Annotated in this window: 17 protein-coding genes; 6 read left to right on the top strand and 11 right to left on the bottom strand. The window is 60.5% G+C overall.

Annotated features, from left to right (window positions below; translation table 11 throughout):
• The 9 genes from Q0367_RS19100 to Q0367_RS19060 all read right to left on the bottom strand — a co-directional run.
• A partial coding sequence (locus Q0367_RS19100; RefSeq protein WP_363325892.1) for an oligopeptide/dipeptide ABC transporter ATP-binding protein occupies positions 1 to 872 on the bottom strand: 872 nt, incomplete at its 3' end.
• Between the two features lie 76 nt (positions 873 to 948).
• Positions 949 to 2,043 carry an ABC transporter ATP-binding protein gene (locus Q0367_RS19095; RefSeq protein ID WP_298984175.1) on the bottom strand — a complete coding sequence of 365 codons (1,095 nt, stop codon included), beginning with the start codon at positions 2,041 to 2,043 and terminating at the stop codon, positions 949 to 951.
• Positions 2,044 to 2,057: 14 nt separating this feature from the next.
• The gene (locus tag Q0367_RS19090) at positions 2,058 to 3,059 is read right to left on the bottom strand and encodes an ABC transporter permease (RefSeq protein WP_298984173.1); all 1,002 of its coding nucleotides are present in this window, start codon (positions 3,057 to 3,059) and stop codon (positions 2,058 to 2,060) included.
• Positions 3,060 to 3,071: 12 nt separating this feature from the next.
• The gene (locus Q0367_RS19085; RefSeq protein WP_297629856.1) at positions 3,072 to 4,259 is read right to left on the bottom strand and encodes an ABC transporter permease; all 1,188 of its coding nucleotides are present in this window, start codon (positions 4,257 to 4,259) and stop codon (positions 3,072 to 3,074) included.
• Positions 4,260 to 4,394: 135 nt separating this feature from the next.
• Complete coding sequence (locus tag Q0367_RS19080) at positions 4,395 to 6,278, bottom strand: ABC transporter substrate-binding protein (RefSeq protein WP_298984171.1); 1,884 nt, start codon at positions 6,276 to 6,278, stop codon at positions 4,395 to 4,397.
• A 157-nt stretch (positions 6,279 to 6,435) separates the two neighbouring features.
• Entirely contained in the window at positions 6,436 to 7,482 is a 1,047-nt protein-coding gene (locus tag Q0367_RS19075; RefSeq protein ID WP_297629850.1) for an ABC transporter ATP-binding protein, read from the bottom strand.
• Positions 7,479 to 8,489 carry an ABC transporter ATP-binding protein gene (locus Q0367_RS19070; protein WP_363325891.1) on the bottom strand — a complete coding sequence of 337 codons (1,011 nt, stop codon included), beginning with the start codon at positions 8,487 to 8,489 and terminating at the stop codon, positions 7,479 to 7,481. The genes Q0367_RS19075 and Q0367_RS19070 overlap by 4 nt, the downstream gene beginning before the upstream one ends.
• 198 nt (positions 8,490 to 8,687) lie before the next feature.
• Positions 8,688 to 10,082: an argininosuccinate lyase gene (gene argH / locus Q0367_RS19065; RefSeq protein ID WP_297629848.1), complete on the bottom strand. Its 1,395-nt coding sequence runs from the start codon at positions 10,080 to 10,082 to the stop codon at positions 8,688 to 8,690.
• Between the two features lie 22 nt (positions 10,083 to 10,104).
• On the bottom strand, positions 10,105 to 11,043 hold the full coding sequence (locus tag Q0367_RS19060) for a CPBP family intramembrane glutamic endopeptidase (protein WP_298984169.1): 939 nt from the start codon (positions 11,041 to 11,043) through the stop codon (positions 10,105 to 10,107).
• A gap of 516 nt (positions 11,044 to 11,559) precedes the next feature.
• Here Q0367_RS19060 and Q0367_RS19055 point away from each other — a divergent pair.
• The 6 genes from Q0367_RS19055 to Q0367_RS19030 all read left to right on the top strand — a co-directional run bounded on the left by Q0367_RS19055 (position 11,560) and on the right by Q0367_RS19030 (position 18,099).
• Positions 11,560 to 12,528, top strand: coding sequence for an aromatic ring-hydroxylating dioxygenase subunit alpha (locus Q0367_RS19055; protein WP_297629841.1), 969 nt, complete (start codon positions 11,560 to 11,562; stop codon positions 12,526 to 12,528).
• Between the two features lie 154 nt (positions 12,529 to 12,682).
• Positions 12,683 to 13,726, top strand: coding sequence for a BMP family protein (locus Q0367_RS19050; protein WP_298984166.1), 1,044 nt, complete (start codon positions 12,683 to 12,685; stop codon positions 13,724 to 13,726).
• 16 nt (positions 13,727 to 13,742) lie between these two features.
• Positions 13,743 to 15,272, top strand: a complete 1,530-nt coding sequence (locus Q0367_RS19045) for an ABC transporter ATP-binding protein (protein WP_298984165.1) — start codon at positions 13,743 to 13,745, stop codon at positions 15,270 to 15,272.
• An 11-nt stretch (positions 15,273 to 15,283) separates the two neighbouring features.
• On the top strand, positions 15,284 to 16,396 hold the full coding sequence (locus Q0367_RS19040; RefSeq protein ID WP_298984162.1) for an ABC transporter permease: 1,113 nt from the start codon (positions 15,284 to 15,286) through the stop codon (positions 16,394 to 16,396).
• A 15-nt stretch (positions 16,397 to 16,411) separates the two neighbouring features.
• Positions 16,412 to 17,386: an ABC transporter permease gene (locus Q0367_RS19035; RefSeq protein WP_297629828.1), complete on the top strand. Its 975-nt coding sequence runs from the start codon at positions 16,412 to 16,414 to the stop codon at positions 17,384 to 17,386.
• Between the two features lie 134 nt (positions 17,387 to 17,520).
• Entirely contained in the window at positions 17,521 to 18,099 is a 579-nt protein-coding gene (locus Q0367_RS19030; RefSeq protein ID WP_297629825.1) for a DUF1992 domain-containing protein, read from the top strand.
• Between the two features lie 257 nt (positions 18,100 to 18,356).
• On the opposite strand, the gene Q0367_RS19025 is transcribed toward Q0367_RS19030, so the two are convergent.
• Both Q0367_RS19025 and gatA read right to left on the bottom strand, forming a co-directional pair.
• Positions 18,357 to 19,538 carry a pyridoxal phosphate-dependent aminotransferase gene (locus tag Q0367_RS19025; RefSeq protein ID WP_297629822.1) on the bottom strand — a complete coding sequence of 394 codons (1,182 nt, stop codon included), beginning with the start codon at positions 19,536 to 19,538 and terminating at the stop codon, positions 18,357 to 18,359.
• A gap of 328 nt (positions 19,539 to 19,866) precedes the next feature.
• Entirely contained in the window at positions 19,867 to 21,339 is a 1,473-nt protein-coding gene (gatA, locus tag Q0367_RS19020; protein ID WP_297629818.1) for an Asp-tRNA(Asn)/Glu-tRNA(Gln) amidotransferase subunit GatA, read from the bottom strand.
• Position 21,340 lies beyond the last annotated feature (1 nt).

The raw sequence follows: 21,340 nt of genomic DNA, 5'->3' as shown, positions 1-21,340 counted from the left end.
GGCGGATTGAGCGGCGACGGCACCTCTCCCCTGAGCACGATGCGCTCGCGTTTGCGCCGCGGATCGGGGATCGGGATGGCGGACATCAAGGCCTTCGTGTAGGGGTGCAGCGGCTCTGAGAAGAGCTGCTGCCGCGAAGCCATCTCCACCAGCTTGCCCAGATACATCACGCCCACGCGGTCGCTGATGTGCTCGACTACGCTGAGGTCATGGGCGACGAAGAGATATGAAAAGCCGTACTCACGCTGCAGGTCTTTGAGCAGGTTCAAAATCTGCGACTGAATCGAGACGTCGAGCGCAGAGACCGGCTCGTCGCAGACGATAAAGCGAGGATTGAGGGCCAGCGCGCGCGCAATGCCGATGCGCTGGCGCTGTCCGCCGGAGAACTCGTGCGGGTAGCGGTGGGCGTGGTAGGGGTTCAGCCCGACCTTGGCCAGCATCTCCTGCACGATGGCGTTGCGCTGCCTGCGGTCTTTCATGCCGTGGATCAGCAGGCTTTCCGCAATGATGTCTCCGACCGGCATGCGAGGATCGAGCGAGGAATAGGGGTCCTGAAAGACGATCTGCATGTTGCGGCGCAACGCCTTCAGCTCCGCCCCGCGCAGGTTGAAGACATCCTGACCATCGAAAAAGACCGAGCCCCCATTCGCCGGAATCAAGCGCAAAATTGAGCGAGAGACGGTGGTCTTGCCGCAGCCAGATTCACCCACTAGTCCGAAGGTTTCACCTTCTTTGACGGTGAAGCTGACGTCATCGACGGCTTTCACCCAGGCAGTGACGCGCTGAAATACGCCGCTGCGAACGGGAAAGTAGGTTTTCAGATTTTGCACAACGAGGATATCTTTTTTTTCAATCGCAACCGATATCGTCATAAGTGTTTCTTTCGCAAAAAATCCTCGAAAGAGGCAGCTCGCTTCCTGTCATTGGATGCCGCAAAACGCAAGCAGGTCAAGGCGTCGGCAGCGCCGTCGACGCCGGCTCATGCGTTTCGACAGAACCATCAAAATTCCAGGTCGCCTTGCCGACGCCTTCCCACTGCGCAGCCGTCTCCGGGTCGCGCATAAAGCAGCGCGACCAGTGGCCGGGTTTGGCTTCGACCAGCCTTGGTTCGCGTTGCGTGCAAAGTTCTTTGGCGTAAGGACAGCGCGGGGCGAATTTACAGCCGGGCGGCAGGTCGATCAAATTCGGCACCGAGCCGGGGATCACCGCCAGATGCTCCTGCACAACGCCTAACACCGGAATGGCCGCCAGCAACCCTTCTGCATAGGGATGCAGCTGCTCGTCGAAAAGCGAGTACACATCGGTGTATTCGACAATCTGACCGGCGTACATCACCGCCACTTTGTCGCACATCTCGGCGATGACGCCCATGTCGTGCGTAATCAACAGGATGGACGTTCCGGTTTCCTCGCGCAGCTTGCGCATGAGGTCGAGAATCTGCGCCTGAATCGTCACATCCAGCGCCGTCGTCGGCTCATCTGCAATCAGGAGCTTCGGCCGGGTGGCAAGCGCCATGGCGATCATCACGCGTTGCGCCTGACCGCCGGAAATTTCGTGGGGGTAGGCGCGGGCGCGCTTCTCCGGGTCGGGGATGCCGACGATGCGCAACATCTCAATGGCTTGGCGCATCGCTTCTTCTTTCGTGACCTTCCTGTGCGCCAGGATTGCCTCGGCGATCTGGTCGCCGATGCGAAAGACCGGGTTCAGGCAGCTCGTTGGTTGTTGAAAGATCATCGAGATCTCGTTGCCGCGGATCTCGAGCATGCGCTTTTCGCTGAGTTTGGTCAGATCTTCTCCGCCAAACCAGACTTCCCCTTCCACGATCTTGCCTGAAGCCGGCAAGAGCCGCATGATCGAGAGCGACGTCACGCTTTTGCCGCTGCCCGACTCGCCGACCAGCCCCATGACCTCGCCCGGCATGATCGAGAAATCGACGCCGTTGATCGCCTGTACGACGCCGTCTTCGGTGTAGAAATATGTTTTTAGCCCTTTGACCTGCAAGAGCGGTTTTTGGGTGCTTCTGGCTCCATCTGAGTTTATCATCCTGCACGTCTCTCCTACCGCTTCAAGCGCGGATCCAACGCATCGCGTAGGCCATCACCGATGAAATTGAACGAAATGGTCACCAGACAGAGCGGGATGCCCGGCACGAGCGGCAGCCAGGGATGCTGGAACATGTAGCTCTGCGCTGCCGAGAGCATATTGCCCCACGAAGGCGTTGGCTCCTGCACGCCGACGCCTAGAAAGCTGAGCGTCGCCTCGGCGATGACGATGCCCGCCAACCCGAGGCTGGCGTTGACCAGAATCGGCGCCAGGCCGTTGGGAATGATATGGCGGAACATGATGCGGGCGTTGGAGGCGCCCACCGCCCGCAACGCCTCGACGAAGTCCTGGTTGCGCAGCGTCAGCGCCATGCCGCGCATCAGGCGCGCGGCGCCTGTCCATCCCAGCACAATCAGGATGAACATCAAAACGATCACTTTGTTGGCTTCCTGCGTCGGCGCCGCCAACATCCACGCCACGCCGTTCGTCACAAAGGCCGGCGCCGGTATCTGGGCGTCGGTGCGGATCAGGATGGACGCCGTAATCAACAGAATGGGTAAGGTCGGGATCGAGAGCAAAAACTCGACTGTGCGAGAGATGATGGTGTCGAACCAGCCGCCGAGAAACCCGGCGATTGCGCCTAAGATTACGCCCATCATCTCGGAAAGCAAGACCACAATGAACGCAATAGAGAGGGATACGCGAGCGCCATACAAGAGCCGGGTGAAGAGATCGCGGCCGAGATGATCGACGCCGAGAGGATGCAGCTGCCCTTCGCTGCCGACGGTGCCGGGCGGGCCAGGGCGCGCGGTGACGGCGATGTCGATCGCATCGCGCGGGAAGGGAGCAATGACCGGCGCTAGCAGGGCTGCAATAAACATGATGATGATAAAGATCAGGCTGGCGACCGCCAGGCGATGGCGCAGAAAACGCCGCATCACAATCTGAAGCTGGCTTTCCTCGCGGCCTTCGCGAGGAATTTTGTCCAGTGCAATCGGTTGAGCAGTAGCAGTCATGATACGCCTCGGTTACGAATAGCGAATCCTCGGATCGATGACCGCATAGAGAATGTCGCCAAGCAGTGTGGCGAAGACGGTCAAGATCGTGGTCACATAAATAAACGCCAGAGCGATATTGTAGTCGGAGCGGTTGAGCGCGTCGAAGTATAGACGCCCCATTCCGGGCCAGGCAAAGATGGTCTCCGTCACGATGGCGCCGGCGAAGAAGAGAGGAATCTGCAGCACCAGAACGGTGACGAAGGGAATCAAAGCGTTGCGCAGCGCGTGTTTATTGATGACAATCCGCTCAGGCAGACCTTTGGCTCGCGCGGTGCGCACATAATCCTGGCGCAACACCTCCAGCATGGACGAACGCAGGAAACGACTCCACGCCGCCACGCTGACGATCGTCAGCACGCCGACCGGCATCAACAGATGCAAAAAGCGGTCGAGCGCCGAGCCGGGCTGTATTCGCGTTAACCAACTCGCCACATCATAGGGGCGCACTGCCTCGCGCAATCCGGGCGGTAAAACCGGCCACCATGGCAAAATTTCCTGAATCCGACCGGCTAGAATTGTGAACATCAGGATAAAAAGCAAACCGAAGAAAAAGGTCGGCATCGAAGAGCCGACAAATGCAGCCGTCGTAAAGGTGTAATCGAATTTGGAATATTGATGCACGGCGCTGTAAATCCCCAGCGGCACTGCGATCAACAGAGACAGCGCCAAAGAAATCACTTGCAACTCCACCGTTGCCCACAATCGACTCATCAGGAGGTCCCAAACCGGACGTCCGGCCTGGACCACCGTCGACCTGCCAAAGTCGCCGAAGAGAATGCCCTGACTGCTGCGCGCCGGCGGGTGCAGCTGCGGCATATCCGCCAGATAGACGTATTGATGGCAGCCGCCTCCTTCTTCCGGAGTCGCCTCGATGTAGCAGCCGACCGGGATGTTGGCGAACAGTTCCTGTCCGCCGACGACGATCGGACCCTGAGGCCAGCCGATCAGCCAACGCGTATAGCGGATCGGCCAGTACAGGTCGAGCTCATACTGGGCGCGAATGCGAGCGCGCTCCTCCGGGGTGATGCGGCGCTGCTGTTGCTGAAGTCCTGTCAGCGGGCCGCCGGGCGCAATATTGAAGAGGAAGAACATGAAGAGCGAGACGACAAAGACGACAACCACCATCTGAAAAAGGCGGCGAATTAAATAGGCTGTCATGGTGCAGAGGTTCCGTTCTTACTCCTACGCCAAACGGGCGGGCCAGCGCAGAGCAAACCCGCCCGTTTGGTCGTTCAGACATAATTTGGGAAAGGGTCAGGCTTTTGGAGAAACCCGACCCTTGCACTCAACCGCTTACTTGGTGTAGAGATTGATGTCGATGTGCTCCCAAGTGGGGCTGCCGGAGATGTAGTACTGAACGTTGCCGGTGCTCTCCGCTGCGTCGATCACCGTCTGCACCTCGGCGCCGGCGCCCAACGTCGACGGATCGAGGAAGTCGACGTCGCCGTTGAGGAGCTGCGCCACGGCCTGGTTGGTGTCGGCCACGAAGACGAAGATCACGTTCGGCGTCTTGACCTCACCCTCGTAGTAGGGGTTGCGCTCCAACACGATGCTCTGGCCCTTGTTCCATTCCTTCACGTAGTAAGGACCAACGGAGAGCGGGCGCTCCGCCACCTCGGGCAGGGTGGCCCACTCGGCGGCCGACACGTCGGCGAGGACGCGGCCGTCGCTGAGCACGCGCTGGCTCGGGTAGATGCCGAACGGATAGAGGAAGTACAGCGGATACTGATTGCCCGGCAGGTACTTGATCGTCATCGCTAGCTCGCTGTCGGAGTAGGTGATGTCGTTCTCCAGGTCGCCGATGCGGTTGCACAGGTCGAAGGTTGTGGCGCCGGAGTTCGGGTCGCAGTCGATCTTGACGCCCAGCTTCATGTCTTCGACCGAGACCGGCGTGCCGTCGCTCCAGGTGGCGGGTTTGAGCTTATAGGTGACGGTGAGCTGGTTCATCTGCACCGTGCCCTCGCCGCTGTACTCCACCTCGTTGCCCTCGCTGTCGATCACGCGTACGCCTGCGGCCAACTCCACAGGGGCGCCGGTGGCGTCGTAGACTTTGTCGCCGGCGGAGACCTCAACGACATCGTTGGTCGCGAGGCCGCTCTCGAGCGTGGACAGCGGGTCTTGCAGGGCGGGCTGGAAGTCATAGCTGTACTGCGTGTAGAGCATGCCTACGCCGGGGCGATCCACCAGACGCTGCGCCGCCATGCTGGAAACCAGCGCCCACATGCTGTCCGGCTCCTGCGTCATGCCGATCACGATGGTGTCGCCGCCGTCCGCCAGCTCCCACTCGTGCAGGTTGGCGGTGGCGTACTCGGTCGGGTCGGGGCGCACGCCGCTGAGGCTAGAACTCCAAGCCTGCGCTTCGGCGCGTTGGAAGACCGGGATCGAGACCACATCCTTGGCGAACTCGCGTTGCACGATGTCATAGGCGGCGATGCGCTCCTCGCGAATCAGCGTGTTGTTGGCGCGGATGATCGCGTCGCTGGCGACCGGGTTGCACCAGCCCATGTAGTTCTGGCCTTCCCAGTTGTTAGAAGGCAGCGGAATCTGGTCACAGGCGTAGAGCGTGCGGCCAGCCGGATCGGCCTGACCCACCCAGGCGAAGGCGCCCAACTCAAAGTCGCGGCGGCTCAGGCCAGTCGTGTCGCCGAACCACCAGGAAGCCGGCGCATAGGTGGGGATGATCTGAATGCCGCATTGGGCGAGGTTCTGAATCATGACCTGCGACCAGGTTTGGCGGAACGCTGCGCTCGTGGTCGTGAATTTGAGTGACAATGCCTCGCCGTTCGCATTCGTGCGCACCGGGCCATCTCCCTGGACCCAGCCTGCCTCCTCGAGCAACGCTTTGCCCGCCTCCGGGTCGTACCACGGGAAGTCATAAGGCCCCTTATAGGCCCAGTGCGTCTTGGGCAGGAAGCTGTCCATCAAGAGCGCCGATGGGTCTTCGACGTAGGGGTACACCGAGGCGATCAGAGCGTCGCGGTCGATGCAGTGAGCGATGGCCCGGCGCACACGCACGTCGCTGAGAATGGGGTGAGGAGTGGTGTAGTCTTCCACTGCGCTTGGAGCTTCACCCGGGGCGACCGAAGGTAGAGCGGCGGGAGCGCCTGGAGCGCACGCACCGAGGATCAACACAAACAGAAGCAGGAGGAACAAGGGTAGAAACTTCTTTGTTTTCATAATGTCTCCTTCTGAAAATAGTGAATAAAGTATATGCCTCATCTCACCCGCTCACTGCGCCGATGCAATAAGCGGGAAGACGCCACCTACACGCTCGGACTTCACAATTTTTCGATAAACGCACCTCCTTCCGATCTTTTCTGAACTTCAAGCTTAACTAGCGATTTCCCTCTTCATACAGAAAACACGCCACATAGTGCCCGCCGCCGTAATCCTTGAAATGCGGCTCTTCCTGGCGACAGAGGTCCATCACCTTCGGGCAGCGCGTCGAAAAGCGACAACCCTTCGGCGGATTGGCCGGGCTCGGGACGTCACCCTCCAGGATGATGCGCTTGCGTTGGCTTTCGATCACCGGGTCTGGGATCGGCACGGCGGAGAGCAACGCCTGCGTGTAGGGATGCATCGGATTTTGATAAAGCTCGTCGCGCTCCGCCAGCTCGACGATCTTGCCGAGATACATCACGGCGATGCGGTCTGAAATGTGGCGCACCACCGAGAGATCATGGGCGATGAAGAGATAGGTCAGGCCAAACTCTTCCTGCAGGTCTTCAAGCAGGTTGATGATCTGCGCCTGAATCGACACGTCCAGCGCCGAGATTGGCTCATCGCAGACGATGAACGAGGGGTTGACCGCCAACGCGCGCGCAATGCCGATGCGTTGGCGCTGGCCGCCGGAAAACTCGTGTGGGTAGCGGTTGATGAAGTAGGGGTTCAAGCCAACAATCTTGAGCAGCTCTTGCACGCGCTCCTGCCGCTCTTTTTTGCTCTTGCCGATGCCATGCACCTCAAGCGGTTCGCCGATGATGCTGCCGACGGTCATGCGGGGGTTGAGCGAGGCGTAGGGGTCTTGGAAGATCATCTGCATGCGCCGACGCATCTTGCGCAGCTCTTCGCCCTTGGTCTTGGTCAGGTCTTTGCCCTCGAAGATGACCTCGCCGCCGGTGGGACGATAAAGCTGTAAAATGGCGCGACCCGTCGTCGACTTGCCGCAGCCCGACTCGCCGACCAGGCCCAGCGTTTCGCCGCGATAGAGCGAAAAATTGAGCCCGTCCACCGCCTTGATCGAGCCCACCTGTCGCTGAAAAATGATGCCTTTTGTGATCGGGAAGTGCATTTTCAAGTCACGCACTTCCACCAACACGTCTTTCGTTGCGTTTTTCGTTGCGTTGCCGTTTGTGGTGGAATTGCCGTTTGCGCCGCTCATGACACTGCTCCCTCCGCCGCCGGATGCACGCTCACGCCGGAAATGTCGACCCAACACGCAGCTTTATGACCGGGCGACACTTCGACTAGCGGCGGATTCTCTTGCCAGCAGCGCTCCTGCACAAAGCTGCAGCGCGGGGCAAACGGGCAATGCGTCGGCGGCTCCAACAAATCGGGCGGCAAACCGTCGATCGGGATCAAGCGTTTCTGTCGCCCCAGGTCTAGCCGGGGGATCGAGCGCAGCAGACCGAGTGTGTAGGGGTGGCGAGGTCTGGCGTAGATCTCGTTGACGCTGGCTTCCTCGACGATAAAGCCGGCGTACATCACAAGCACGCGATCGGCCATGCCTGCCACCACGCCGAGATCATGCGTGATCCAGATGATGGCCATGCCCAGCTCGTCCTGCAACCGCTGAACAAGGTCGATAATCTGCGCCTGAATCGTGACGTCGAGCGCCGTCGTCGGCTCATCGGCGATCAGAAGCTGCGGGTCGCAGCTCAACCCCATCGCGATCATCACGCGCTGGCGCATGCCGCCCGAAAACTGATGGGGATAGTCGTCCAGGCGAGAGGCTGCGCCGGGGATGCCGACCATCTCGAGCAGCTGAATCGCCCGCTTGCGCGCCTGCTCTTTGTTCATATTCAGATGCAGCTCGATCGCCTCGGTGATCTGCCGCCCGATCGTCAGCACGGGGTTGAGCGAGGTCATCGGATCTTGAAAGATCATGGCGATGCGGTTGCCGCGGATCTGGCGCAGCTCATCTTCTTTGAGCTTTAGCAGGTCCTGGCCATCGAAGATGACCTCGCCGTCGACGATTTTGCCCGGAGGTTGTGGGATGAGACGGATCAGCGACATCACGCCCACGCTTTTGCCGGAGCCAGACTCTCCTACGATCGCCACCGTCTCTCCGGCGTCGACGTGGTAGCTGATTCCGTTGACAGCGTGCACCACGCCATCTTGTGTGAAGAACTGAGTCTTCAAGTTCCTCACCTCAAGCAACTTTGGCATTCAGGCAGTCTCCGCAGGTAATTTCGCAGGTGATAATACTGAGCAATTGAAGATTCCAGGTCCTGCTCCACCACCAGACTTCACTCTGGCGTCACAGGTCAGGAGCGGCGGCCGTTCAATTTCAGCCTGTTGCGGCTGCATTCGGGTCTACATCGTGCAAAAGCGTAGCAAAGATTACCTTTGTTGTCAAACAGATTTTCAAGCGGACGCATCAACGCGGGCGGCGAGCCAGGCGCGCAGTTGGGCGATCTGCGCCAGCACGGCCCGGCGGCTCGTGCCTCCCTCGACGTCGCGACGCTCGACGCTCGCCTCGAAACTCCAGACCGTTTCCACATCTGCGTCGAACGCGCTGTGCAGTTTTTGCAAATCTTCCAGCGTCAATTGCGAAAGCGGCGCGCCCTGCAACTCCGCCATTTGCACCGCCGCACCCGCCACGTGATGCGCCTCTCGGAAAGGCACGCCCTTGCGCACCAGGTAATCGGCGAGATCGGTGGCGAGCATTTCCGGCGAGAGCGCAGCCCGCATGGCGGCCGGGTTGGTCTGCAACGTGGAAAGCACGCCGCAGGCGATCTGCAGCGCGCCGCTCACATTCGTCACCGCGTCGAACAGCGGCTCCTTATCCTCCTGCAGGTCTTTGTTGTAGGTGCTGGGCAGCCCCTTGAGCGTCATCACCAGGCCGGCAAGATGACCGCCGAGTCGCCCGGATTTGCCGCGCAGCAGCTCCAGCGCGTCGGGGTTTTTCTTCTGCGGCATGAGGCTGCTGCCCGTGCTGTAAGCGTCCGCCAGGGTGACGTAGCCAAACTCACGGCTGGAATAGATGATTAAATCCTCCGCAAAGCGGCTCAAATGCACCATCGTGAGCGTCGCCCAGGAGAGAAACTCGACGATGAAGTCACGGTCGCTGACCGCGTCCATGCTGTTGCGCGTGATGTCGGCGAAGCCAAGCTCCTCCGCCAGCGCCTGACGGTCGATGGCGAAGGGGTTGCCCGCCAGCGCGCCGCTGCCCAACGGCATGACGTTGGTGCGCGCCGCCACTTCCTCCAGCCGCTGCGCGTCGCGCTGCCAGGCCCACGCATGGCTTAGCAACCAGTGGCTCCAGCGCACCGGTTGCGCCGGTTGCAGATGGGTGTAGCCGGGCATGAGGAGGTCGATCTCATCGCCGGCGCGCTCCACGGCGACCGCAATCAGTTGGTCGAGATGTCGCCGCAGGTGTTCGATCTCGGCGAGCAGCCACAGCCGCACGTCCGTGGCGACCTGGTCGTTGCGGCTGCGTCCGGTGTGCAGTTTTCCCGCCGTCGGACCGATCAGCTCGGTCAGGCGTCGTTCATTGGCGGTGTGGATGTCTTCGTCCTCAGGGTGGATGACGAATTGACCATGCATCCACTCCTGGGCCACCTGCTCTAACCCGTCGACGATGGCTTTGCACTCCGCCTCCGTCAGCAGCCCGGCGCGCTGCAGCGCGCGCGCATAGGCCTGACTGCCGCGAATGTCCGCCGCCCAGAGGCGCCGGTCGAAGTGAATCGAGGCGTTGAATTCCTCCATCAACGGGTCGGTCTTGCCTGTAAAACGACCTCCCCACAGCTTCTTGGTCACGTCTTGCCTCCTATGACGTTTGCTACGCTTTACACATCACGTGCAAGCGCCGCAGCGAAAGGTCGCCGTAGCGCCAGCGCACCCAGCCGATGATAGCGAACATGCCGATCACCGTCACCAGAATGCCCAGCAATCCCCCCTCGGGGCCGAAGGCGCCGCCTGTCCAGACGTCGGGTCCGCCTTGCTCGATGGCGATGACGGTGGTCGCAAACGGCGTCTTGCCGCTGACCGGGAAGCCATACACGTTGCCTTGCACCAGATTCCAGGTGAGATGCAACCCGATCGGCAGCCCCAGCTCCCCCGTCAGCACGTAGCCGAGGCCAAACATGAAGCCCATCAGGCTGAGGTTGACGATGCTGACCAGCGTGACGTGAGGGTTGAAGATATGCAGCAGGCCGAAGATGATCGACGACAGCAGCCAGGCAACCATGACCGCCGGCAAATAGCCTAGCCGACCGGCGCCCTCTGTGAGATTGAGAATCTGGTTGCCGCGCGTCAAGAGCTCCTCTGCAATCGAGACGACCAGATGGAGCATCAACGGGGCCAAAAAAGCTGCGCTGAACGCTAGCCACGGCGGATCGCTGCGCCATACATCCGTCACGGTCACCCAGCCAGCCTGCCACTGAATCAGAAAAACCGCCCCCATCAACGCTGCGCCCAACAGCAGACCAAAACAGAAGTCGAGCCACCATGCGGTGGAAAAGTGAAAACCGTAATCTGCGAAGGGGCGCCGGTCGATGAAGCGCGCCACCCACCAGCCGGCGATCAAGATGGTGACGAGACGCACGCTGTTCAAGAAGATCGACTGAAGCCAGGCGCGATCCACTGAAAACAGCGCCAACACGGTGGATTCGAGGAGGCTATGGACGACGGCGGGGCCATAGCCCCACAGGAGGAAGAACAGGGTGACGCGATATCCGGCGCGCAGCCGTCCATCTTGAGCAGTCAAAACCGTCCGCACCGATACGCCCTTCACAACGCGCCTCGCATGCACATTTGAGCGACTGAAAGCAACACGCCCGCTATTGTACTTGATGGCTTGCTGTTTCCCCAACCCTTTCACTCGAGTAAAATCACGAAGAGTCAAAGACCAGAGAGCGCCTGTGGCGTTTGTTAAGATTTTCCCATCGTTGCTATTGACGCCGCTAAAGCTGGAGGCGCCAACGCAGGAGGCGCCGTTGAATAGATTCATGCAAAGAAGTTGCAAAGCGAGAGCGCGCGTGCCGATCTGGGCCAATTTTTGGCAGTTTACTTGTCGTTGACAAGAATGGGAATTTATGATAGGTGAAAAACTCCACAGACTTTGATCTCAAAATATAAACGTCGTTTAGGATGGCTGAGAGCATCAACCGATGCAGCTTGGCAACTTGGCTATGATTTATTGTGCAAGTTGAAAGATTGAAAATGACCTCAGTTCGAGCTATAAATTTCCTGGTGAGATGAAGACCGTTCATTACGGCCTGGTAAAGGAGTTGCCATGATCGACGATGCCGTTTTGTTGAATGACTGGCATCCAGTGGCGACGATGGAGTCGCTCAGAGAGCGTCAGATATTGGGCGTGCGCTTGTTGGAAGAAGACATCGTACTATGGCGGATCGACGATCAGGTTCTGGCCTGGCAAGACCTCTGCATTCATCGGGGCACCCGTCTTTCCCTGGGCAAAGTGGAGGACGGCGCGCTTGTCTGCCCTTACCATGGCTGGTCTTATGACGTCAGTGGGCGCTGCGTTCACATTCCGGCCCATCCTGACCAGATTCCCCCGGCAAAGGCTCGAGTAAAACCCTACCATGCCCAAGTGCGATACGGGCTGATCTGGGTCTGCCTGGGCGAGCCCAGCGGGGATGTGCCTCCGTTCCCGGAATGGGAAGATCCGGCCTTCCGCAAAATCTTGTGCGGCCCCTACGCCGTTCGCGCCAGTGGTCCTCGCATCGTGGAGAATTTCCTGGACATAGCCCATTTCCCCTTCGTGCATGAGGGAATCCTGGGCGACAAGGCCCACCCCGAAATTTCCGACTATCGGGCCGAGATCACCTCCGAGGGCGTTGTGGCCCAAGGGGTGCGCGTCTACCAACCCGATCCGTACGGCACCGGCAAAGGAGACACCGTTTCATACACTTATAAGGCCTTGCGCCCGCTGACGGCCTATCTTTTGAAAGAAGCCGACGGCCCACGATTTTCTATCCTGTTGACGATCACTCCCCACGCGGCTACTGAAAGCACCGCCTGGATGTGGATGACCATGAACTACGGCCATGACATCCCTGAGGAGAAACTGCGCTCCTGGCAGGACACCATCTTCAGCCAGGATCGTCCCATTTTGGAATCGCAACGGCCAGAGCTTCTACCCCTTGATTTACAGGCGGAGCTACACTTGCGTTCGGACCGCCTGGCCATTGCCTATCGCACCTGGCTGAATCAGTTGGGGCTATCCTTTGGCACTGCATAACAAGGCGACCGGATAACAAGGCGACCGATGGTTGCCCCTACAGGCCACTCGATCATTTGGCCGCTTGTCACCGTATAGGTTGGGAATCGTTCATGAATCGATCTAAAACGCCTGAATAATGTGAATGAACCAAACTGACCCCAAGGAGACACCCATGCACACACGGATATCCCAGCGGTTGATCTTGGTCTTGTTGACAATCCTCCTGGTCGGTTGCGCCCAAGTGGCCACGCCGGCAACCCCGCCGGCCGTTGAAGAGCAGGCGGCTGCTCAGGCGGACGCCCAAGAAGTGGAGTCGCCCCCGAGCATTGCTCTGGTTCTGATCGGCCCCAAAGACGACAACTCCTGGGCCGAGGCGGCTTACAACGCCCTGCAGGTGCAAGCCGAACGCGGCGCGCGCACGGCCTACTCCGAATCTGTAGCAGATGCGGATGTGGCTCGAGTGATGCGCGGGTACGCGGAGGATGGCTTTGACATTATCATTGCGCACAGCTTCAGCTATCAGGATGCCGTTTTTGAGGTGGCCGAGGAATATCCCAATGTGAACTTCGCCTGGGCAGGCGGCATTAACCGCACTGCGCCCAACGTGGCGGACTACGATCAGCCCTTCTATGAGCCTTCGTACCTGGTGGGCATCCTGGCCGGACACCTCTCCCAGACAGGCAGCCTGGGAGCGCTTTATGGTTTTAACATCCCTGTCTGCCATGCCATGGGCGAGGCCATGCTGGCCGGCGCTAAAACGGTCAATCCGGACGCGACCTTGACCACGACCGCCGTCGGAAGTTGGGGTGATGTTTCTGCAGCCAAGGAAGCCGCCCTGGCCCAGGTGGATACTGCCGGTGTGGACTTTTTCCTGGGGTGCGGCGAGGGGCCAACCCTGGGGTCGATTGAGGCGGCCCGTGAGGCCGGCGCCTACGCCACCGGATACGTGGGTGACATGTCGAGGTTGGCGCCCGACGTGGTGCTGTCCAGCATTGTCTGGAACATGACGCCTATCTTTCAGGCCATCTCCGATGCAACGGCCGCCGGCGCCTTTGATGGCCCATTCTATCGCTTCGGGGTTGCAGAAGGGGCGTTGGACGTGGTTATCAACCCCAATCTGGCCGACCGGGTGCCGGCGGAGGCGATTGAGGCCCTGGAGGCTGCCCGACAAGCCATCGTGGCTGGCGACTTGGAAGTGCCCTTCATTCCTGAGTAAATGGGCATCCTATGCGATGAAATCTACACCCATTGTTGAACTGCGCAATATCACCAAGCGCTTTCCCGGCGGTGTGCTGGCCAACGACCGGGTCAGTTTAGACCTGAGGCAGGGTGAGATATTGGGGCTATTGGGCGAAAACGGCGCCGGCAAGACTACGCTTATGAACATCCTCTACGGTCTCTATCGGCCAGATGAGGGAGAAATTCGTCTGCGAGGCGCGCCGGTGCACTTTCATTCGCCCCACGATGCTATTGCCCACGGTCTGGGCATGGTGCACCAGCATTTCATGCTGGTGCCTAAATTCACCGTGGCGGAAAACCTGATGCTGGGGCAGCCCTCCCCTCGAGCCCCTTTGCTGGCCGACCGTCGGGCTGTAGCTCAGCGAATCTTAGATCTTTCGGCCCAGTACGGGTTGCAGGTCGATCCGCACGCGCCGGTCTGGCAGCTTTCAGTGGGTCAAGAGCAGCGGGTGGAAATTCTCAAGACCCTTTATCGGGGCGCTGAGATCCTCATCCTGGATGAGCCCACTGCCGTGCTTACGCCTCAAGAAGTGGACGAACTGCTGACCATTCTGCGCAATTTGGCCACTGACGGACGTTCCATCATCTTCATCAGTCACAAGCTCCGGGAAGTGATGGAAGTCTGCGACCGCATTGCGGTCATGCGGGATGGGCGCCTGGTGGATGTGGTGTTGACCGCTCAGACCACCACCCAGGCCCTGAGTCGTATGATGGTGGGCCGGGAGGTGATGCTTCGCGTGGACAAAGCGCCGGCCACGCCTGGGGAAGTGCTTCTGCGCATTCAGAACCTTCACGCCAAGGACGACCGCGGGCTGCCCGCCCTGCGCGGGGTGAATCTGACGGTGCGGGCTGGCGAGATCGTGGGAGTCGCCGGGGTGGAAGGCAACGGCCAACGAGAGCTGGAAGAGACGCTGCGGGGGCTGCGCCCCGTCTCAGCCGGGCGTATCGAACTTTGTGGCCGGGACGTGACCGGTCGCGCGCCCCGCGATATCATCGATGCCGGCCTGGGGCACGTTCCTTCGGACCGCTATCGGACAGGGCTGTTGCGGGATTTCAGCGTGGCGGAGAATCTGGCCCTGGTCACCGTGGATCGGCCGCCTTTCACTCGCCGCGGCCTGTTGGACATGGCCGTTATGCGCTCCCGTGCGCGCCAACTGGTCCAGGCCTTTGACGTGCGCACGCCGTCGGTGGATGTTCGGGTCGCCGCCCTCTCTGGCGGCAATGCCCAAAAGGTGGTTCTGGCCCGAGAAATCGCCCATGGCCCTCGAGTGTTGTTGGTGGCGCAGCCTACCCGAGGGGTGGACGTGGGCGCCATCGAGTATGTGCACCGGGAGTTGGTGCGCCGACGAGATGAGGGCATGGCTATTCTGCTTATCTCCACCGAGCTAGATGAAATCCTGACTCTGAGCGACCGCATTGTAGTGCTCTACCAGGGGAGGATTGTAGGGGAGTGTCCGGCTGAAGGAGTGAGTGTGGAAGCGCTGGGGCTGATGATGGGGGGGACGCCCTCTCACGCCTTGTAAAGGACCTGGCTGTGAGCGATTCGGTTCCCTCCTCTCCGGTCACCGTCCGGTCTGAACCGGCGACAGCAGGTGACTTTTCTCCAGACTGGCGGACCGCCCGGCTCCGGCAGGTCATACCGTTGCTGGCCGCCCTCGCCGGTGTTGTCGTAGGATTATTGGCCGGCGCCATCCTGATCTTCCTCTCCGGCGCCGACCCGGCGGCGGCCTATTTAGCCATGTTCCAGGGCGCTTTTGGCAGTCAAAGGGCCTTGACGGAAACGTTGCTCAAGACAGCGCCTTTGCTGCTGATGGGCCTGGGGCTGACCGTAGCCTTCCGCGCTCAGGTCTGGAATATCGGCGGAGAGGGTCAGTATCTGATGGGCGCCTTGGTCGGCGCAGGGATTGGCCTGAGCTTGCAGGCCATCGCGCCGCCTGCGCTGGTGATCCCTCTGATGTTGATGGGAGGCCTGGTGGGCGGCGCACTCTGGGCTGCAGTGGCGGCTTTCCTCAAGCTGCGCTTTCAAATTAACGAGATTATTTCCACTTTAATGCTCAATTACATCGCCGAATACTGGCTGCTCTATCTGGTGCGGGTTCCCCTCAAAGATCCGGACAGCTTCCTGCCGCAGAGCATCCAGTTGGTTCGGTCGGTGCGTTTGCCTACCCTGGGGGACACCCGCATTCACATAGGCTTTCTCATTGCGCTAGGACTGGCGCCCCTGGTCTATCTGCTCCTCTGGAAGACGCCTTTAGGCTTTCGCATCCGGGCCATCGGCGCCAGCCAGACGGTGGCCCGTTACGCCGGAATGAACGTAAGCCGGGGCATCGTCTTCGCCTTGCTTTTCAGCGGTGCACTGGCCGGTTTGACCGGGATCATGGAGGTCAGTGCGCTCCATACCCGGCTCAAGGCAGGAATCCTGGGCGGCTATGGCTTCAGTGGAATTCTGGTGGCCCTCCTGGGCCGGCTTCATCCTGCAGGTGTGTTGATGGCTTCCCTCTTCTTCGCTGCGCTCACCATCGGCGCCCAGACCATGCACAGCCTCTACGGCTTGCCTATGGCCCTCGCTCAGGTGATTCAAGGGCTGGTGGTGCTCTTTGTGTTAGCCGCGGACGCGCTGACTCGACGTTGGATTGGGACTAGATGACGGAAAATTGAGGGAATGATGGCGGACTGGAGCTCTCTCTTAACGCTGGCGTTCTTGACCACATTGCTCATCTCCGGCATCCGGCTCGCCATTCCGATTTTCCTGGCGGCGCTGGGCGAGATCATCACCGAACGGGGAGGCGTTTTAAACCTGGGATTAGAGGGGATTATGCTGGTCGGCGCGCTCGCGGGATTCATGACGGCCTACGCCGTTGAGCAGAGCGCCACCCCATGGCTGGTGGGATTAGCGCCCTGGCTAGGCCTCGCAGCAGGCTTGCTAGCCGGCGCCCTCATGGGGCTCATCATGGCCGTCTTCGCAGTTTCCTTACAGACCGACCAGGTCGTGACCGGCATCATGTTGGTGATCCTCGGGCAAGGAATTACCACATACGTCTACCGCCAGCAGTTTGGCTCTCTGACAGCCCGCGTTACAACCATGCCGTCCATGCCTATCCCAGGGTTTGCAGAGTTGCCCCTCGTTGGGCCGATATTTTTCAACCTTGACCCAGTGACTTACGGCAGCCTGTTTCTGCTATTGGCTTCTCTTTTCTTTTTATATCAGACCACCTGGGGGTTGAACATTCGAGCCGTAGGAGAGCATCCGGGAGCGGCAGAGACATCCGGGGTGAATGTGGCGGTTGTCCGCTATGCGGCGGTGCTGCTGGGCGCGGCTCTGACCGGGCTGGGCGGCGCTGTGTTGACCGTAGCGCAATTGGGTATCTTCAACGAGGGCATCACCGCCGGCCGCGGGTGGATCGCGGTGGCACTGGTCATCTTTGCTCGCTGGCGACCAGAGCGGGCTTTTGCCGGCGCCTTCCTTTTTGGCATCGCCACTGCGCTCCAGTTCCGCATTCAGGCGCTCAATTTGGGAGCCATTCCCTACGAATTATTACTGATGCTGCCCTATGTTCTGACGCTGCTGGTGCTGCTGCGAGGCGATAGCCGCAGCACGGCGCCAGCAGCTTTGGGCAAGGCCTATGTAAAGGAATAAAGAGCTTGTTCTGAAATTCTTCGAGGTTGGCGCCGATAGCACATCATGTTCTTCCAGAGGCGCATTGGGAGAGCCTCGCTTGCGCAGTTGCAGCTCCGGACATACAATCAATGGCGCAAGGAAGGTCTTATCCAATGAGCAAAGAAGCGTCGAATCCCAAACAGCGCGCCGAAGAGTATCGACGGCGGCGAGAAGAAACTGTCCAGGAGGAGCCGCAGAAGTCCTCCGGCCATCGCACCCCAGAGCAATGGCGCGATCTGATCAGCCAGCGCATCGAGGAGGCCATGCGCGAGGGCAAGTTCGACAACCTGCCGGGCAAAGGCAAGCCGCTCGACCTCACGCCGCAGCCGTATGTGCCCGCCGACATGCAGATGGCCAACTCCCTGTTGAAGAACAATGGCCTGGCGCCGGCCTGGATCAGTGAGCGCAACCAGGTGCTGGCCGAAATTGAGCGTTTTCGCAGCAAAGTGCGCAGAACGATGGTGGAGCATCGCACTGCCCTGGCCGCTGCCAGGACAAACGCCGCCCAGGCCGCACTCGAACAACGATGGCAGCGTCAGCTCGTCGCATGGGAAGAAGAGATCGCAGCGCTGAATCGCCGCATCGAAATTCAGAATTTCAAGCAGCCCGCCCTTTTTCTCGAAATCTTCAAGCTGCGCCTGGCCGATGAAATCCGGCGGGCGGAACGAGAGAATCGAGAGGAAAACGCCTGAGCAGGCGCAGCTCGTAGCTGCGCTTCCTTGAATTCCCCAAGACCTTGCGAGCCATCGAGAGCGTGCGCTTAGGAGCCGCACTCACCGGCATTGTCAGATGATTTTGTTAAAAAGCTGGAGCTTCCCGGAAACGAAACAAAGCCAATTGCATGACGTGAATCAATAAAAAAGACAGGCGCTGCTCATAGCAGCGCCTGCAGATCGCCGGAGTGGCTTTTCATTTCCAGGCGGTTTCCTGGAAGACGTCATCTTCCCCTCTAGCTGTGCCTGCGCACGAATCGATACATCCGCTCCAGGGCCGTTTCGATGTGCTCGATGCTGGCGGCGTAGGCGCAGCGAATGTGACCTTCCCCCCCGCGCCCAAAAGCGCTGCCCGGAATCACGGCGACGTGCTCTTCCAGCAGGAGGCGCTCGCAGAACTCATGCTCGTTCATGCCCGTCGATTGAATGCTCGGAAAGACGTAAAAAGCGCCCTTTGGTTCAAAGCACTCCAGCCCGATTTCGTTCAGCCCCTGGTGAATCAGACGTCGGCGACGGTCGTAGCTCTCGACCATCTGCTGAACATACTCCTCGGTCGCCGGGTCGTTGAAAGCCGCCAGCGCCGCTTCCTGTCCGGTCGTCGGCGCCGACATGATGAGGTATTGATGAATCTTGCGCATGGCGCCGATCAGGTCCGCCGGCCCCACCGCGTAGCCGATGCGCCAACCGGTCATGGCGTAGTCTTTGCTCATGCCGCCCAGGTGGATGGTGCGCGCCGCCATGCCCGGCAGCGACGCAAACATGACATGCTGGTGTCCGCCGTAGACGAGGCGATCGTAGATTTCGTCGGAAATGACGATCAGGTCGTGCTCCTCGGCGATGCGGGCAATCTCCAGCAATCCCGCCCGATCCATCACGGCGCCGGTGGGATTGCAGGGAAAGCCGATCAGCAGCGCCTTGGTGCGCGGGGTGATGGCGGCGCGAATCGCCTCGGGGCGCACCTCGAAGTTATCTTCTGCGTAGGTGGGCAGGTCCACGACGGTTCCGCCCGCCAGGATGACGCTCGCCGTATAGCTGACAAAGCAGGGTTGCGGAACAATCACCTCATCCCCTGGATCGAGGATCGCCTGCATGGCCAGGTACATCGCCTCGCTGACGCCCACCGTGATCAGCGCTTCTTTTTCCGGATCATATGCAGCGGCGCCGTAGCGTTGTTGCAAGTTTTCCACCACCGCCCTGCGCAGCTCGTAAAGGCCGGAATTGGATGTGTATGAAGTGCGCCCGCGCTGCAGGCTCTGGATGCCGGCCTGCAGGATCGGCGGCGGCGTGACGAAATCCGGCTCGCCGATCCCCAGGCTGACGACGTCCTCCATCGTGGCGGCGATGTCAAAGTATTTCCGAATCCCCGAGGGGGGCACGGCAAGCACGCGCTGGCTCAGGCGGCTTGCCAGAGGACGCATCGGAGCAGCGTGATGACCGTTTGTGAGCGCTTCGTGACGCCCGCTGGAATGCGAAGAACTGGAATGCGAAGAAGTAGACGGGGCAGAATCGGTTTTGGGAAAAACAGAGAACGTTTTCATTGGATCGACGCCTTTTCTAATTCGAGATTTGTAGAGACTGGTCAAGGACTCCTACGAGCTGCAGATGCTCGCCATCCACAGCCCCACAGCCAAGAGCCGGTGAGCGCCGCTCACAACCTGCAACCCGGCCTACGCCGCAGGTTGCCGGCGGTAAGCTGTGGCCAGTCCTCCTACGCCAGCGCCGATCGGATAGCACATGACAACCATCCTACGCCTCAATCGAAAGTGGAGCCTGCCGGCGGCGCCAATCCGTCGCCTGTTCATAGGCGTGCGCCACCCGCAGCACAATCTCTTCCCCAAGATGCGGCCCCATGATCTGCAGCCCGATGGGCAGCCCCTGTTGGTCGAAGCCGCAGGGCACGCTGACGCCGCACATGCCGGCCAGGTTGAGCGTGATCGTAAAGACGTCGCTCAGATACATGGCCAACGGATCGTCGGTCTTTTCGCCCAGGCGGAAGGCCGTCGTCGGCGCCACCGGGCTGGCGATGACGTCGACTTGCTCGAACGCCCGCTCGAAGTCTTGTTTGATCAGCGTGCGCACCTGTTGCGCCTTCAAGTAATACGCATCGTAATAGCCGGCGCTGAGCGCATAAGTTCCCAACATGATGCGTCGCTTGACCTCGGCGCCGAAGCCTCGCCCGCGCGACAGACGATAATTTTCCAGGATGCTGTCGGCGCCGGCGCTGTAGCCGTAGCGCACTCCGTCGAAGCGCGCCAGGTTGGCGCTGGCTTCGGCGGTCGCCACCAAATAATAGACGGGCAGCGCCTTGTCGGTGTTGGGCAACGAGACCGGCCGCACTTCGGCGCCCAAATCGACGAGCACGTCGAGGGCTCGTCGCACGGCGGCCTCCACCTCCGGCTGCACGCCGGCGATGAAGTACTCCTCCGGCAGGCCGATGCGCAGCCCGCGCACGTCGCCGGTCAACGCAGCCCGGTAGTCGGGCGTCGGCGCAGGCATCGAAGTGCTGTCGTGCGGGTCGTGGCCGGCCATCACGGTGAGCACCAGCGCTGCGTCGCGCACATCTTTGGCCAGCACGCCGATCTGGTCGAGGCTGCTGCCGTAGGCGACCAGGCCGTAGCGGCTGACGCGACCGTAGGAAGGTTTCAAACCGACGACGCCGCAATAGGAGGCAGGCAGACGCACGCTTCCACCTGTGTCGGTGCCGAGCGCCGCCATCGCCTCCTGCGCCGCCACCGCCGCAGCCGAGCCGCCGCTGCTGCCGCCCGGGACACGGTCGAGCGCCCAGGGGTTGCGCGTGGGGAAGTAGGCGCTGTTCTCCGTGCTGGACCCCATAGCGAATTCATCGGTGTTGGTCTTGCCCAGCAGCACCATGCCGGCGTCCAGCAGGCGTTGCACCGCCGTGGCTGTGTAGGGCGGAATAAAATTCTCCAGGATGCGACTGCCGCAGGTCGTGCGCACGCCCGCAGTGCACAGCACGTCTTTGATTCCCATCGGGATGCCCAGCAGCGCCGCTTCTTCGCCGGCGCGACGCCGCGCATCGGCGGCCGCCGCCTGTTCAAGCGCCAGGTCCGCCGTCACGGTCAGGTAGGCCTTCACCTGGTCTTCCACCTGCTCGATGCGTTCGAGCAGGGAACGGGTCAGCTCCACGGCGCTAAACTCTTTGCGTCGCATGCCCTCCAGCGCTTCGTGGATCGTCAGTTCATACAGCGCCTTGCTCATG

Origin of the sequence: uncultured Caldilinea sp., from assembly GCF_937128415.1 — a bacterium.
GTDB lineage: Bacteria > Chloroflexota > Anaerolineae > Caldilineales > Caldilineaceae > Caldilinea.
This window is presented reverse-complemented; position numbering and strand designations above follow the sequence as displayed.

Coding starts and splice junctions, on each gene's coding strand:
- Q0367_RS19025 (WP_297629822.1), bottom strand. CDS start 19,538: ATGCGTCCTCTGGCAAGCCGCCTGAGCCAGCGCGTGCTTGCCGTGCCC.
- gatA (WP_297629818.1), bottom strand. CDS start 21,339: ATGAGCAAGGCGCTGTATGAACTGACGATCCACGAAGCGCTGGAGGGC.
- Q0367_RS19045 (WP_298984165.1), top strand. CDS start 13,743: ATGAAATCTACACCCATTGTTGAACTGCGCAATATCACCAAGCGCTTT.
- Q0367_RS19075 (WP_297629850.1), bottom strand. CDS start 7,482: ATGAGCGGCGCAAACGGCAATTCCACCACAAACGGCAACGCAACGAAA.
- Q0367_RS19070 (WP_363325891.1), bottom strand. CDS start 8,489: ATGCCAAAGTTGCTTGAGGTGAGGAACTTGAAGACTCAGTTCTTCACA.
- Q0367_RS19035 (WP_297629828.1), top strand. CDS start 16,412: ATGATGGCGGACTGGAGCTCTCTCTTAACGCTGGCGTTCTTGACCACA.
- Q0367_RS19090 (WP_298984173.1), bottom strand. CDS start 3,059: ATGACTGCTACTGCTCAACCGATTGCACTGGACAAAATTCCTCGCGAA.
- Q0367_RS19085 (WP_297629856.1), bottom strand. CDS start 4,259: ATGACAGCCTATTTAATTCGCCGCCTTTTTCAGATGGTGGTTGTCGTC.
- Q0367_RS19055 (WP_297629841.1), top strand. CDS start 11,560: ATGATCGACGATGCCGTTTTGTTGAATGACTGGCATCCAGTGGCGACG.
- Q0367_RS19050 (WP_298984166.1), top strand. CDS start 12,683: ATGCACACACGGATATCCCAGCGGTTGATCTTGGTCTTGTTGACAATC.
- Q0367_RS19030 (WP_297629825.1), top strand. CDS start 17,521: ATGAGCAAAGAAGCGTCGAATCCCAAACAGCGCGCCGAAGAGTATCGA.
- Q0367_RS19095 (WP_298984175.1), bottom strand. CDS start 2,043: ATGATAAACTCAGATGGAGCCAGAAGCACCCAAAAACCGCTCTTGCAG.
- Q0367_RS19080 (WP_298984171.1), bottom strand. CDS start 6,278: ATGAAAACAAAGAAGTTTCTACCCTTGTTCCTCCTGCTTCTGTTTGTG.